This is a genomic window from Pseudomonas citronellolis (assembly GCF_900112375.1).
GTDB classification, from domain to species: Bacteria; Pseudomonadota; Gammaproteobacteria; order Pseudomonadales; family Pseudomonadaceae; genus Pseudomonas; species Pseudomonas citronellolis.
In genome coordinates, this window is sequence record NZ_FOLS01000014.1 from 65,612 (window position 1) to 78,336 (window position 12,725).

The 12,725-nt window shown below is 63.5% G+C and carries 12 protein-coding genes and 1 pseudogene; 3 read left to right on the forward strand and 10 right to left on the reverse strand.

The genetic code is table 11. The features are described 5' to 3' along the window. Positions 1 to 11 precede the first annotated feature (11 nt). Genes BM060_RS14910 through mnmG form a run of 3 tightly spaced genes read right to left on the reverse strand, consistent with a single transcriptional unit; the run spans position 12 to position 3,359 of the window. On the reverse strand, positions 12 to 800 hold the full coding sequence (locus BM060_RS14910; protein WP_074980755.1) for a ParA family protein: 789 nt from the start codon (positions 798 to 800) through the stop codon (positions 12 to 14). Beyond that, positions 793 to 1,467, reverse strand: a complete 675-nt coding sequence (gene rsmG, locus BM060_RS14915) for a 16S rRNA (guanine(527)-N(7))-methyltransferase RsmG (RefSeq protein WP_074980756.1) — start codon at positions 1,465 to 1,467, stop codon at positions 793 to 795. The genes BM060_RS14910 and rsmG overlap by 8 nt, the downstream gene beginning before the upstream one ends. Further along, complete coding sequence (mnmG, locus tag BM060_RS14920) at positions 1,467 to 3,359, reverse strand: tRNA uridine-5-carboxymethylaminomethyl(34) synthesis enzyme MnmG (protein WP_074980757.1); 1,893 nt, start codon at positions 3,357 to 3,359, stop codon at positions 1,467 to 1,469. Before mnmG ends, rsmG begins: the two co-directional genes overlap by 1 nt. 669 nt (positions 3,360 to 4,028) lie before the next feature. Between mnmG and BM060_RS14925 the strand changes: the two genes are divergently transcribed. After that, entirely contained in the window at positions 4,029 to 4,697 is a 669-nt protein-coding gene (locus BM060_RS14925; protein WP_074980758.1) for a hypothetical protein, read from the forward strand. Positions 4,698 to 4,834: 137 nt separating this feature from the next. Continuing rightward, positions 4,835 to 4,975: pseudogene (locus BM060_RS33590) on the forward strand (integrase); the annotation flags it as partial. A 3-nt stretch (positions 4,976 to 4,978) separates the two neighbouring features. Here the strand turns inward: BM060_RS33590 and BM060_RS14935 are convergent. The 7 genes from BM060_RS14935 to rpmH form a co-directional block, all read right to left on the reverse strand. After that, complete coding sequence (locus BM060_RS14935; protein ID WP_074980759.1) at positions 4,979 to 6,022, reverse strand: virulence RhuM family protein; 1,044 nt, start codon at positions 6,020 to 6,022, stop codon at positions 4,979 to 4,981. Positions 6,023 to 6,043: 21 nt separating this feature from the next. Beyond that, the gene (locus BM060_RS14940) at positions 6,044 to 6,526 is read right to left on the reverse strand and encodes a restriction endonuclease (protein ID WP_245322940.1); all 483 of its coding nucleotides are present in this window, start codon (positions 6,524 to 6,526) and stop codon (positions 6,044 to 6,046) included. A 70-nt stretch (positions 6,527 to 6,596) separates the two neighbouring features. Beyond that, positions 6,597 to 7,964 carry a tRNA uridine-5-carboxymethylaminomethyl(34) synthesis GTPase MnmE gene (gene mnmE / locus BM060_RS14945; protein WP_074980760.1) on the reverse strand — a complete coding sequence of 456 codons (1,368 nt, stop codon included), beginning with the start codon at positions 7,962 to 7,964 and terminating at the stop codon, positions 6,597 to 6,599. A 67-nt stretch (positions 7,965 to 8,031) separates the two neighbouring features. Then, positions 8,032 to 9,783, reverse strand: a complete 1,752-nt coding sequence (gene yidC, locus BM060_RS14950) for a membrane protein insertase YidC (RefSeq protein WP_074980761.1) — start codon at positions 9,781 to 9,783, stop codon at positions 8,032 to 8,034. Between the two features lie 2 nt (positions 9,784 to 9,785). Continuing rightward, positions 9,786 to 10,034 carry a membrane protein insertion efficiency factor YidD gene (gene yidD / locus BM060_RS14955; protein WP_043270141.1) on the reverse strand — a complete coding sequence of 83 codons (249 nt, stop codon included), beginning with the start codon at positions 10,032 to 10,034 and terminating at the stop codon, positions 9,786 to 9,788. Next, complete coding sequence (gene rnpA / locus BM060_RS14960) at positions 10,027 to 10,434, reverse strand: ribonuclease P protein component (RefSeq protein ID WP_074980762.1); 408 nt, start codon at positions 10,432 to 10,434, stop codon at positions 10,027 to 10,029. The genes yidD and rnpA overlap by 8 nt, the downstream gene beginning before the upstream one ends. Before the next feature lie 14 nt (positions 10,435 to 10,448). Further along, a complete protein-coding gene (rpmH, locus tag BM060_RS14965; RefSeq protein WP_003100258.1) occupies positions 10,449 to 10,583 on the reverse strand; it encodes a 50S ribosomal protein L34 in 135 nt (44 codons plus the stop codon). A 541-nt stretch (positions 10,584 to 11,124) separates the two neighbouring features. On the opposite strand from rpmH, the gene dnaA reads away from it, so the two are divergent. Next, a complete protein-coding gene (gene dnaA / locus BM060_RS14970) occupies positions 11,125 to 12,693 on the forward strand; it encodes a chromosomal replication initiator protein DnaA (protein WP_074980763.1) in 1,569 nt (522 codons plus the stop codon). The last annotated feature ends 32 nt before the right edge of the window (positions 12,694 to 12,725 follow it).

Below are 12,725 nucleotides of genomic sequence, written 5' to 3' on the forward strand. Positions count from 1 at the left end.
TCCTTAATGGGTCATGCGGTGGCGGCTTTGCGGGCGGCGCGCTGTCGGCGCGAGAGTTCGCCGGCCAGCGCCAGGTAGGCCATGGCCCCGCGCGATTGCTTGTCGTAGACCAGCGCCGGCATGCCGAAGCTGGGCGCCTCGGCCAGTCGCACGTTGCGCGGGATCACGGTGGTGTAGAGCTTGTCGCCGAAGTGTTCCTGCAGCTGCGCGCTGACGTCGTTGGTCAGGCTGATGCGCGGATCGTACATGGTCCGCAGCAGGCCCTCGATGCTCAGCGTCGGATTCAGACGCTCGGCGATGCGCTGGATGCTGTTCATCAGGTCGGTCAGGCCTTCCAGCGCGTAGTACTCGCACTGCATGGGAATGATCACGCCGTCGGCGGCGGAGAGGGCGTTGACCGTGAGCATCGACAGCGACGGCGGGCAGTCGATGAGGATGTAGTCGTAGTTCTCGCGCACCGGGGCCAGGGCCTGGCGCAGGCGGTGCTCCTTCATGTCCATCTCCAGCAGCACCACTTCCGCGGCGGTGAGGTCGCGGTTGGCCGGGAGGATCTGGTAGCCGCCGTGCTCGGAGAACTGCATGGCCTGGGCCAGGTCGGCCTCGCCGGTGAGCACGTCGTAGATGGAATATTCCAGGGACAACTTATCCACACCGCTGCCGGTGGTGGCGTTGCCCTGTGGATCGAGGTCGATCAGCAGCACGCGGCGCTTGGTGGCGACCAGCGAGGCGGCGAGGTTGATGCAGGTGGTGGTCTTGCCGACACCGCCCTTCTGGTTGGCGATCGCGAATACCTTAGCCATGGTTTTCCCCCGTCCCCGTCATGCTCCGGCGCAGTATCAGCAGATGCCGCTGGCCTTGGCAACCCGGCACGCTGAGGGCGTGCTCGGCTTCGACCCGGAAATCTTCCGGGAGTGCCGTCAGCTCCTGCTCCGGGTGCACGCCTTTCATCGCCAGCCAGCGGGTCTCGCCGTCGCCGAGGTGGCGGGTCCAGTTGCAGAAGTCTTCCAGGCTGCTGAAGGCCCGGGAGACGATGCCGTTGAATGCCCGGTCCGGCTGGTAGGCCTCGACCCGGCTGTGGATAACTTCCAGGTTGTGCAGCTTCAGTTCCAGCTTCACCTGGGTGAGGAAGCGGGTCTTCTTGCCGTTGCTGTCGAGCAGCGTCAGGCGCTTGTCCGGGAACAGGATCGCCAGCGGGATGCCGGGCATGCCGCCGCCGCTGCCGACGTCCAGCCAGTTGTCGCCGCCGGCGGCGAGGAAGTGCGGGACGACGCTGAGGCTGTCGAGCAGGTGGCGCGAAACCATCTCGTCAATGTCGCGCACCGCGGTGAGGTTGTAGGCCTTGTTCCACTTCGCCAGCAGGGCGAGGTAGGCGAGCAGGCCCTGGCGGCCGGCTTCGTCGAGTTCGACGCCGAGCGCCGCGGCGCCACGCACGAGCTCGTCGGCGTGGGCTTGGGTGACCTGGGACATCAGGCGCTCTGCTCCAGTTGGCGGCCGCTGGCGCGTTTCTTCAGGTGGATCAGCAGCAGCGAGATGGCCGCCGGGGTGACACCGGGGATGCGGCCGGCCTGGCCGAGTGTCTCGGGGCGGGCCTGGCCGAGCTTGTTCTGGATTTCCTTGGACAGCCCGGAGATGCCCGTGTAGTCGATATCCACAGGCAGGCGGGTATCTTCGCTGGCGCGCAGGCGGGCGATCTCTTCCTGCTGGCGGTCGATGTAGCCGGCGTACTTGGTGCGGATCTCCACCTGTTCGGCGACCTGCGGGTCCTCGGCGCCGGCGCCGGTCACCTCGGCCAGGCTGGCGTAGTCGATTTCCGGGCGGGCCAGCAGGTTGAGCAGGTTGTACTCGTGGGCCAGCGGGGTGCCGAAGCGCTCGGCGATGGCGTCGCCCTGCGGGGTGTTCGGCCGCACCCAGGTGCTTTTCAGGCGCTGTTCCTCACGCTCGATGCCTTCGCGCTTGGCCTCGAAGGCCGCCCAGCGGCGGTCGTCGACCAGGCCCAGCTCGCGGCCCTTCTCGGTCAGGCGCAGGTCGGCGTTGTCCTCGCGCAGGATCAGCCGGTACTCGGCGCGCGAAGTGAACATGCGGTACGGCTCCTGGGTGCCCAGGGTGATCAGGTCGTCGACCAGCACGCCGATGTACGCCTCGTCGCGACGCGGGCACCAGGCCTCGCGGCCCTGGGCGCGCAGCGCGGCGTTGGCGCCGGCGAGAAGGCCCTGGGCGCCGGCCTCTTCGTAGCCGGTGGTGCCGTTGATCTGGCCGGCGAAGAACAGGCCGCCGATGACTTTCGTCTCCAGGCTGTACTTCAGGTCGCGCGGGTCGAAGTAGTCGTACTCGATGGCGTAGCCCGGGCGCACGATGTGGGCGTTCTCCATGCCGCGGATCGAACGCACGATCTGCAGCTGCACGTCGAACGGCAGCGAGGTGGAGATGCCGTTGGGGTACAGCTCGTGGGTGGTCAGGCCTTCCGGTTCGAGGAATACCTGGTGGCTGTCCTTGTCGGCGAAGCGATGGATCTTGTCTTCGATCGACGGGCAGTAGCGCGGGCCGATGCCCTCGATGACGCCGGAGTACATCGGCGAGCGGTCAAGGTTGGCGGCGATGATCTCGTGGGTGCGCGCGTTGGTGTGGGTGATCCAGCAGCTGACCTGGCGCGGGTGCTCTTCTTTGCTGCCGAGGAAGGACATCACCGGGATCGGGGTGTCGCCGGGCTGCTCGGTCATCACCGAGAAGTCCACGCTGCGGCCATCGATGCGCGGCGGCGTGCCGGTCTTCAGGCGGCCGACGCGCAGCGGCAGTTCGCGCAGGCGCCTGGCCAGGGCGATGGCCGGCGGATCACCGGCGCGGCCGCCGGAGTAGTTCTGCAGGCCGATGTGGATAAGTCCGCCGAGGAAGGTGCCGGCGGTCAGTACCACCTGGTCCGCGTGGAATTTCAGACCCATCTGAGTCACCACGCCGCGCACCTGGTCCTGCTCGACGATCAGGTCGTCGCAGGCCTGCTGGAATATCCACAGGTTCGACTGGTTCTCCAGGATCTCGCGCACCGCGGCCTTGTACAGCACGCGGTCGGCCTGGGCGCGGGTAGCGCGCACGGCTGGGCCCTTGCGGCTGTTGAGCACGCGGAACTGGATGCCGCCCTTGTCGGTGGCATGCGCCATGGCGCCGCCCAGGGCATCGATTTCCTTGACCAGGTGGCTCTTGCCGATGCCGCCGATGGCCGGGTTGCAGCTCATCTGGCCCAGGGTTTCCACATTGTGGGTGAGCAGCAGGGTCTTCACGCCCATGCGTGCGGCCGCCAGCGCGGCCTCCGTGCCGGCATGGCCACCGCCGATCACTATCACGTCAAAACGGGAAGGGAAATCCACCACGCACCTCGTGCCTGTCGATCAGGGAAAGAAAAAGAGAGCCGCACAGTATAGGGGCTTAGCCCTGCCGATTGAAGGGACCTGTATGAAAAGTAGCCAATCGGCATTTCGTGCGTCACACGAGGGAGTGCTTCATTCACAAAATAAAGAGAGAGGGAATTTTTAAATCTTTTTAGAGCTAGTGATTATGTTTGGTGTGGACAATTTTTGTGGATAAGTACCTTGAGCCCTTCTGCAGCGATATTTAAAGCGAAGGATAAACCTGTGCCGAAGGTGTCCGGAAGCGGGGTATTTCCGGTTGAACGCCTGTGTATGGAAAGCAGGGTTATGCACAGGCCGGTTATCCCCCGTTTTGACCACCGGGTTGTCTACGTAGCTATACGGTAGTTTTCCACAGGATTCGGGGCGACATGTGAATAGGTTGATCCAGGCCAGATTCCACGGTGGTTTCGTTGTTTACGCCGATAGATCAATCCACAAGCTGCCAGGGATATGGGCAAGGAAAGGGGCTATCCACAGGCCATTTCTTCCTGTGTTCAAACCAAGACGTGGGGAACGCGCACTGCTCTTCGTAGGAGCGAGCTTGCTCGCGAACCCCTGGGAATGAGTTCCTGGACAGAAGCGAGCGTGTACCATCGCCACTCTTCACCCGAACCAAGACAGCCAGTCATGAGTGAATACCAGTACTACGAATTCGCAGCCATCGATCGGCCGCTCACCCCGCAAGAGATGGCCGAACTGCGAGCCAGGTCCGGTCGCGCCGTCATTACTCCGACCGCTTTCACCAACCATTACAACTGGGGTGATCTCAACGGCGACCCGGATGAGTGGATGCGGCGCTATTTCGACGCCTTTGTCTATTTCGCCAGTTTTGCCAGCTGCCGGCTGTCGTTGCGGCTGCCCAGGTCCGCCCTCCCGGCGGAACGGGTATTGCCCTTCGCCATCGCCTCCTTCCGTTTTTCCATCGTCGCCAGCGATTCGCATTGGTGCTTCAACTGGATGCTCGACGAGACCGAGAACTTCGATCGTTTCGCCGTGGACAATGGCACGCAGTGGATGCCGCGCCTGCTGCCATTGCGGGAGGAATTGCAGGGCGGCGACCTGCGCCCGCTCTACCTGGGTTGGCTGGCGGATGCGCCTTTCCTGGAAGCTGAGGATGAGGAACCCGAGGTCCCGCCAGGCCTGACGGAGTTATCCACAGCGCAGCAAGCCCTGGTGGAGTTCCTCGAGATCGACCCGGACCTGCTGGACGCGGCTGCGGAGCCATGCGCTGGGACCGCCAGGCGTCGCGTGGCCGAACTCTGTGAACGCGCGGAGGCGATCGCTTCGGCCCGTTAGCGAAGTCACTGGAGAGTTTGTTTTCAGGCGCAAACCCGATAGGGGCGAGACGCAGGGCTCGAGTCAAGGCTATGGGTTGTTGCGGCAAAGGCTTGGCCGAGATTCTGCTGGAATTGGCGTATCGCTTTAGCGCGGACCGAGCCAAGGCAGCGGGTGGCCTTGGTAACGTTCAGCTTAGTACCAGCCAGCGATCGAGTGACCAACACGCCCGACAGCAGATCAGCCATGAACTCGGGCATGAAAGGTTGAAAGTGACGTCGATCTATCTGGGAACCTGAGGCTTATCCGTCATCTTGAGCGTTCGGATCACTGGCTGCCAGATTTTTCACTGCCTTGTCGAAGTCACTTTCAAACAGTCGATCCTGCACAATTCTGTACTTCTCAAATTCACTTTCCGCATGTGTCTGGGCAAGTTTCGCAGAAATCTTGCCGCTGTCCTGTAGCACTTCCCGGTCATCAAACTCCAGGAAGGCGTCCAGACGCTTGGACCAGTCTTCCATACTCATGGGGATCTTGCGGCGAGCACGATCCTCGGCCAATTCCAGGTAGGCGTTGACGATACGGCCCAATGAATCCAACTCGTCCTTGGTCAGGTAGTTCTTGGCCACGGCCACATCGGTTTTCAGAATCTTTCCTTCGGGCGCGTTCGCCCAGGAAGTCAGCCCCATATGTGACTTGCTGCTATCGGCCCGCTTACGGATCAACTCTGCAGCGGTATGACCGTGGATGGCGTAATGCAGTTTGTTCTGTACTTTGGCGAAGAATGCCTTGGTCGTCGGTGCGTCCTTGTTGTAATCCACGCTGGTGGCGTAGATGTCGGTGATCTTCTGGTAGAAACGTCGCTCGCTGAGGCGGATCTCGCGGATTTCCGCCAGCAGCCGCTCGAAGTAGTCCTCGCCCAGGAAGCTGCCGTTTTCCATGCGCTGACGATCCAGCACATAGCCCTTGATGGCGAACTCGCGAAGAACACCAGTCGCCCACTGGCGGAACTGCGTTGCGCGTATGGAGTTGACCCGGTAGCCGACGGAAATGATGGCGTCGAGGTTGTAGAAATCCACCGCCCGGGACACCTCCCGCTGGCCCTCCTGCTGAACTATCCGGAATTTCCGGATAGTTGCCTCAGGCGCGAGCTCATGACTGGCAAAGATGTTCTTCAGGTGCTCGCTGACGGTGCGCACATCCACCCCGAACAGTTCGGCCATCAGCTTCTGAGACAGCCACAGGGTTTCGTCCTCATAGCGGGCCTCGATGCTCTGTTCGCCGGCCTGGCCAGTGAAGATCAGAAACTCGGCCGTGCTGTTGCGGATCAGTTTTTTGCCATTCATACCAAGCCCCCTATGCAGTCATCACTTCGACCAAGCGCTCGACAGTGATTCCGCCTGCTTCAGCACCAGTTCGATGGCGGTAAGTGCTGCCCTGCCAGCCCAGCGCCTCAAGCTGGCGCTGAGATTGTCACGAGCCAGTTCCTGGGGTTGCCAGCGCACTTTGCGTGCCAATGGCATGCCTTGCTCGACCCATTCGGGATGGTGTTCGGAAGGCCCGTTGACTTGACCCACCATGTAGGCGCGGTTGGCTGGGGAATAGGTAATGGCCCAGTCCCCGTCCTGAATCTCATTGACGAAGCGCCACATTTGCGAGGCGCCAGAGATCACGGAACCTTGCTTCATTTGCGGCTCGGCCGATTGGTACAAGGCGATCAGTTGCTTGCGGGCAATTCCCGGTTTAGCTTGCGCCGAGATTTGTCGCCAGCCGATCGCTGCAATTCCGTGTTCTCTGAAGGCTTCATACAGACTTCCGCCTTCACCGCGTACCATCCACATCCGCGCCATACACGATCCTTAAAGATTTGCAGATTAAAGAGGGATGATGAGGCGCTCTACTTTACGGGGCCATCAAGCCTCACTTCCCGATGCAGAAACTGGAGAAGATCCGCCCCAGCAGATCATCGGAGCTGAACGCCCCGGTGATCTCGCCCAGGGCCTGCTGGGCATGGCGCAGGTCTTCGGCGAGCAGTTCGCCGGCGCCGGCCAGCAGCAGCTGGGCGTGGCCGTGGTCGAGGTGCTGGCCGGCCTGGCGCAGGGCTTCCAGGTGGCGGCGGCGGGCGCTGAAGCTGCTTTCGGCGGTCTGTTCGAAGCCCATGCAGGCCTTCAGGTGTTCGCGCAGCAGCTCCAGGCCGTCGCCGGAGCGCGCGGAAAGGGTGAGGGTGACGTGGCCGTCGGCGCTTTCCTCGATGCCTACCGGACTTGTGGATAAGTCGGCCTTGTTGCGGATCAGGGTGACCCGCGCCGGGTCCGGGCGTTCGTCGAGGAATTCTGGCCAGAGGGCGAAGGGATCGGCGGCCTCCGGCGCGGTGGAATCGATCACCAGCAGCACCCGGTCTGCCTCGCCTATGGCCTTGAGGGCGCGTTCCACGCCGATCTTTTCCACATGGTCCTCGGTGTCGCGCAGGCCGGCGGTGTCCACGACGTGCAGCGGCATGCCGTCGATGTGGATATGTTCGCGCAGCACGTCGCGGGTGGTGCCGGCGATGTCGGTGACGATGGCCGCCTCGCGCCCGGCCAGGGCGTTGAGCAGGCTGGACTTGCCGGCGTTGGGGCGGCCGGCGATCACCACCGTCATGCCGTCGCGAAGCAGCGCGCCCTGACCGGCCTCGCGCAGCACGCCGGCTAGTTCCGCGCGGACCTTATCGAGCTGCGACAGCACGTGGCCATCGGCGAGGAAGTCGATTTCCTCCTCGGGAAAGTCGATGGCCGCCTCGACGTAGATGCGCAGCTGGATCAGCTGTTCGGTGAGCTGGTGCACGCGCCGCGAGAACTCGCCCTGCAGCGAGCGCACGGCGTTGCGCGCGGCCTGAGCCGAGCTGGCCTCGATGAGGTCGGCGATGGCCTCGGCCTGGGCCAGGTCGAGCTTGTCGTTGAGGAAGGCGCGCTCGCTGAACTCGCCGGGGCGCGCCTGGCGCGAACCCAGTTCCAGGCAGCGCTGCAGGAGCATGTCCAGCACCACCGGACCGCCGTGGCCGTGCAGTTCCACCACGTCCTCGCCGGTGAAGGAGTTCGGCCCGCGGAAGAACAGCAGCAGGCCTTCGTCGATCACCTCGCCTTCGTCGTCATAGAAGGGTCCGTAGTGGGCGAAGCGCGGCTGCGGCTCGCGGCCGCTGAGGCTGATGGCGATGGGCAGCGCCCGCGGCCCGGAGACGCGGACGATACCCACGCCGCCCCGGCCCTGGGCGGTGGCGACGGCGGCGATGGTTTCACGGGCTGCGTTCATGGCTTTCCTCCGGATAGCAGAACGCCCCACGAGGGGGCGTTCTGAAGGTGGTTCGACAGCGCGGGGATCAGGCGGCCTTGGCCTTGCTCGTGGCGCGTTCGATCTGCCGGGTAATGTACCACTGCTGGGCAATGGACAGGCAGTTGTTGACCACCCAGTACAGCACCAGGCCGGCCGGGAACCACAGGAAGAAGAAGGTGAAGACGATCGGCATCAGCTTCATCACCTTGGCCTGCATGGGGTCCGGCGGGGTCGGGTTGAGCATCTGCTGGACCAGCATGGTGGCGCCCATGATGATCGGCAGGATGAAGAACGGATCCTTCACCGAGAGGTCGGTGATCCAGCCCAGCCACGGGGCCTGGCGCATCTCGACGCTTTCCAGCAGTACCCAGTAGAGGGAGAGGAACACCGGCATCTGCACCAGGATCGGCAGGCAGCCGCCCAGCGGGTTGATCTTCTCCTTCTTGTACAGCTCCATCATCGCCTGGGACATCTTCTGGCGATCGTCACCGTGCTGTTCCTTGATCGCGGCCATCTTCGGCGAAACGGCACGCATGCGCGCCATCGACTTGTAGCTGGCGGCGGACAGCGGGAAGAAGGCCAGCTTGATGACGATGGTCAGCAGGATGATCGACCAGCCCCAGTTGCCGACCAGGCCGTGGATATGTTGCAGCAGCCAGAAGATCGGCTGGGCGATGAACCACAGCGGGCCGTAGTCGACGGTCAGCTCCAGGCCCGGGGACAGCTCGCCCAGGTACTTCTGCAGCTTGGGACCGGCATACAGGGTCAGGCTGGTCTCGCCCTTGGCGCCGGCGGGCACGCTCAGGGTCGGGCCGGTGAAGCCGACGATGTAGTTGCCCTGGGCGTCCTTGCGCGTCATCACGTTGTGGGTATCGCCCTTGGCGGGCACCCAGGCGGTGACGAAGTAGTGCTGCAGCCAGGCTACCCAGCCGCCCTGCAGGCTCTGCTTGAAGGGCTCCTTGTCCATGTCCTTCATGGACACTTTCACGTAGGGCTTTTCCGGGGTCCAGACCGCGGCGCCCAGGTAGGTGGACACGCCGGTGGCGGTGGTGGACGACGGATCGGCGCTGGCGTCACGCTTGAGCTGGGCGAACAGCGAGGCGCTCCAGGGCTTGGCGCTCTGGTTGTCGATCAGGTAGGTGACGTCGATCTGGTAGGCGTTCGGGTTGATGCAGTCGAGCTTCTTCTGCGCCTTTTCCTTGTCGCTGCAGTCGGTCTTCAGGCCGCGGTGGAAGGTGAAGCGCTTGATGTAGCTGACACCGTCGCGGGCGAAGTTCAGGTCGACCACCAGTTGGTCCTGGCCGTCGGCCAGCTGGTACTGGGGCTTGGCGCTGCTGTACAGCGGGCGGCCGGCCACGGCGGCGTCCGGACCGTCGGTGCCGGTCAGGCCGCTCTGCGCCAGGTAGGTGCGCTGGCCATGCTCGAACAGGGCGAAAGGCAGGTCCGGGCGATCCTGGCGCATCGGGTACTGGGTCAGGCCCAGTTGCACCACGTCGCCACCGCGCGGGTCGATGGCCAGGTCGAGGACGTCGGTCTTCACCTGGATCAGCTGGCCGTTGGCGGCTGCCGGTTGCTGGGCGCTGGGCAGCCCGGTTTCGCCGCTCTGGGCGGTCGGTACGTCGGCGCTGGCAGTGCCGCTGGCCGGCACGGAAGTGTCCGGCAGGCCCTGGGGCTGCTGATTGAACGACGCGGTCTGGGCCGGCAGTTCAGGCTGACCGTAGTCCTTGTTCCACTGGAGAACCAGCGCATAGGACACGATAGCCAGGGCGACGATGAGGATCGAGCGTTTGATGTCCATGGTTACTCGGCCGTCGAGGATGGGCGGTGCTTGGAAGTGGCGGGCGGCACGGGATCATAGCCACCGGGATGCCAGGGATGGCAGCGGCCCAGGCGACGCAGGGCCAGCCAGCCGCCGCGCAGGAAGCCATGGTGTTCGATGGCTTCGTACGCGTAGCAGGAGCAGCTGGGGTGAAAGCGACAGTGACTGGCCATCAAGGGGCTGATGGCGTAGCGGTAAAACTGGATGAGAAGCAGCGCCAGTCTACGCATGGGAACTGTCGGCGACCCCCGGAGGTTCGGTTGCGCTTTCCGGCCGGGGTCGGTTGCGCAGCAGGCGTTTGAAGAGCTTGCCGAATTGCTGGTGCAGTTCGGGGTTCTGCAATTCACCCAACCCCTTGCGCGCAATGACCACGATGTCCAGGCCAGCCAGGGCTTCCTGGTTGTGCCGGAACGATTCGCGGATCAGGCGTTTGAGGCGGTTGCGCTCGACGGCGAGCTTGACGTTCTTCTTGCCGATCACCAGGCCGAGGCGGGGGTGATCCAGAGCGTTTTCGCGCGCCAGCAGCAGGACGTGCTTACCGGGAACCTTGGCGCTGGGGGAGTCGAAGACCGCTGTGAAGTGCCGGGCTGTCAGAAGACGCTTTTCCCGGTCGAATCCTCGACTCACCACCTGTGCCGGGCGAATCAGACGGTCAGACGCTTGCGGCCCTTGGCGCGACGACGCGACAGAACCTGACGGCCGTTCTTGGTGGCCATGCGAGCGCGGAAACCATGGACGCGAGCGCGCTTGAGAGTGCTGGGTTGGAAAGTACGTTTCATTGTTCGGTACCTGGATTGATGACCTGAGGTCGCAGGGACCCCGTTTAAAGAGACCGGCGATTCTAGTGAAAACACCGGTGCAGGTCAATTTCCAACCAGCCGGTAATTGCTCAGCGGCTTTCTGCAGAAATAGAAAGCAAGGAAAAGGTTTCTTAAAAGATGGTGAAAGCGATTGTTACTAGGGAGCGCCAGATCTGTGGATAAGTCAATTCCGGCCACTGTTTTCGTGGCACGGCGGATTTGACGAAGGTGTCGAGAAGCGGTGACCCTCCTGTGCGGCGGCAGTGGATAATCTGGGGAAGAAAGACCGGTTTGTCCACAGCGGAAGTTCTCAACAGCTTTCCAGCCCGGTTCATCCCCCCATCGGTGCAGGGGTTATCCACAACTTTCAGGGTGCGCCGGCTGTTGCCATGTGCCATCATTAAGGCCTTGATTTTGCTTGCCCACTTGTTGATTTCTCATGTGGATAAGTCGCTAGCGCACGGCTACAATTGCGCTTTCCTTTTCGTTCCATTCCTTTCCAATCTCCTGGGGGATACCCGTGTCCGTGGAACTCTGGCAGCAGTGCGTGGAATTGCTCCGCGACGAGCTGCCATCCCAGCAATTCAACACCTGGATCCGGCCGCTGCAGGTCGAGGCCGAGGGCGAGGAGCTGCGTGTCTACGCACCGAACCGCTTCGTGTTGGACTGGGTCAACGAAAAATACATGGGGCGTCTGCTCGAACTGCTGGGTGAGCGTGGCAACGGGCAGATTCCCGCCCTCTCGCTGCTCATCGGCAGCCGCCGCAGCCGGGCTCCGCGTCCTGCGCTGATGCCGCAGAGCCACGCGATGCCCGCGCCGACCATCACCCCGCCGCCGTCGCCGGCGCAGGTGCGCGCAGCCAAGGCCCAGGCCTACCAGGCCGAGGCGCCGGCCCAGGCCGAAGCGGCCAGCCGGGTGCAACAGATGCAGCTCAACGTGCAGGAGCCGATGCCCGACATCGACGAGTCCAGCCCGGGCATCGACCCGCTCGCCGCCGCCGCGGCCATGCCGTCGGCACCCGCGGTGCGCACCGAGCGCAACGTGCAGGTGGAGGGCGCGCTCAAACACACCAGCTACCTGAACCGCACCTTCACCTTCGAGAACTTCGTCGAGGGCAAGTCCAACCAGCTGGCCCGCGCCGCGGCCTGGCAGGTGGCGGACAACCTCAAGCACGGCTACAACCCGCTCTTCCTTTATGGGGGCGTGGGCCTGGGCAAGACGCACCTGATGCACGCCGTGGGCAACCACCTGCTGAAGAAGAACCCGAACGCCAAGGTCGTGTACCTGCATTCGGAGCGCTTCGTCGCGGACATGGTCAAGGCCCTGCAGCTGAACGCCATCAACGAGTTCAAGCGCTTCTACCGCTCGGTGGACGCCCTGCTGATCGACGACATCCAGTTCTTCGCCCGCAAGGAGCGTTCCCAGGAAGAGTTCTTCCACACCTTCAACGCCCTGCTCGAAGGCGGCCAGCAGGTGATCCTCACCAGCGACCGCTACCCGAAGGAGATCGAAGGCCTGGAAGAGCGCCTGAAGTCGCGCTTCGGCTGGGGCCTGACGGTGGCGGTGGAGCCGCCGGAACTGGAAACCCGCGTGGCCATCCTGATGAAGAAGGCCGAGCAGGCGAAGGTGGAGCTGCCGCACGACGCGGCCTTCTTCATCGCCCAGCGCATCCGCTCCAACGTGCGCGAGCTTGAGGGGGCCCTGAAAAGGGTGATCGCCCACTCCCACTTCATGGGCCGGCCGATCACCATCGAGCTGATCCGCGAGTCGCTGAAGGACCTGCTGGCCCTGCAGGACAAGCTGGTCAGCATCGACAACATCCAGCGCACCGTCGCCGAGTACTACAAGATCAAGATCGCCGACCTGCTGTCCAAGCGCCGTTCGCGCTCGGTGGCGCGTCCGCGCCAGGTGGCCATGGCCCTGTCCAAGGAACTGACCAACCACAGCCTGCCGGAAATCGGCGTGGCTTTCGGTGGTCGGGACCACACCACGGTGCTGCACGCCTGTCGTAAGATCGCTCAACTGAAGGAATCCGACGCGGACATCCGCGAGGACTACAAGAACCTGCTGCGTACGCTGACCACCTGAGGCCAAGCTGCAGCCCCACGAGGCAAGGGATT

Coding starts and splice junctions, on each gene's coding strand:
- BM060_RS14910 (WP_074980755.1), bottom strand. CDS start 800: ATGGCTAAGGTATTCGCGATCGCCAACCAGAAGGGCGGTGTCGGCAAG.
- rsmG (WP_074980756.1), bottom strand. CDS start 1,467: ATGTCCCAGGTCACCCAAGCCCACGCCGACGAGCTCGTGCGTGGCGCC.
- BM060_RS14925 (WP_074980758.1), top strand. CDS start 4,029: ATGAGTGAATACCAGTACTACGAATTCGCAGCCATCGATCGGCCGCTC.
- BM060_RS14935 (WP_074980759.1), bottom strand. CDS start 6,022: ATGAATGGCAAAAAACTGATCCGCAACAGCACGGCCGAGTTTCTGATC.
- BM060_RS14940 (WP_245322940.1), bottom strand. CDS start 6,526: ATGGCGCGGATGTGGATGGTACGCGGTGAAGGCGGAAGTCTGTATGAA.
- mnmE (WP_074980760.1), bottom strand. CDS start 7,964: ATGAACGCAGCCCGTGAAACCATCGCCGCCGTCGCCACCGCCCAGGGC.
- yidC (WP_074980761.1), bottom strand. CDS start 9,783: ATGGACATCAAACGCTCGATCCTCATCGTCGCCCTGGCTATCGTGTCC.
- yidD (WP_043270141.1), bottom strand. CDS start 10,034: ATGCGTAGACTGGCGCTGCTTCTCATCCAGTTTTACCGCTACGCCATC.
- rpmH (WP_003100258.1), bottom strand. CDS start 10,583: ATGAAACGTACTTTCCAACCCAGCACTCTCAAGCGCGCTCGCGTCCAT.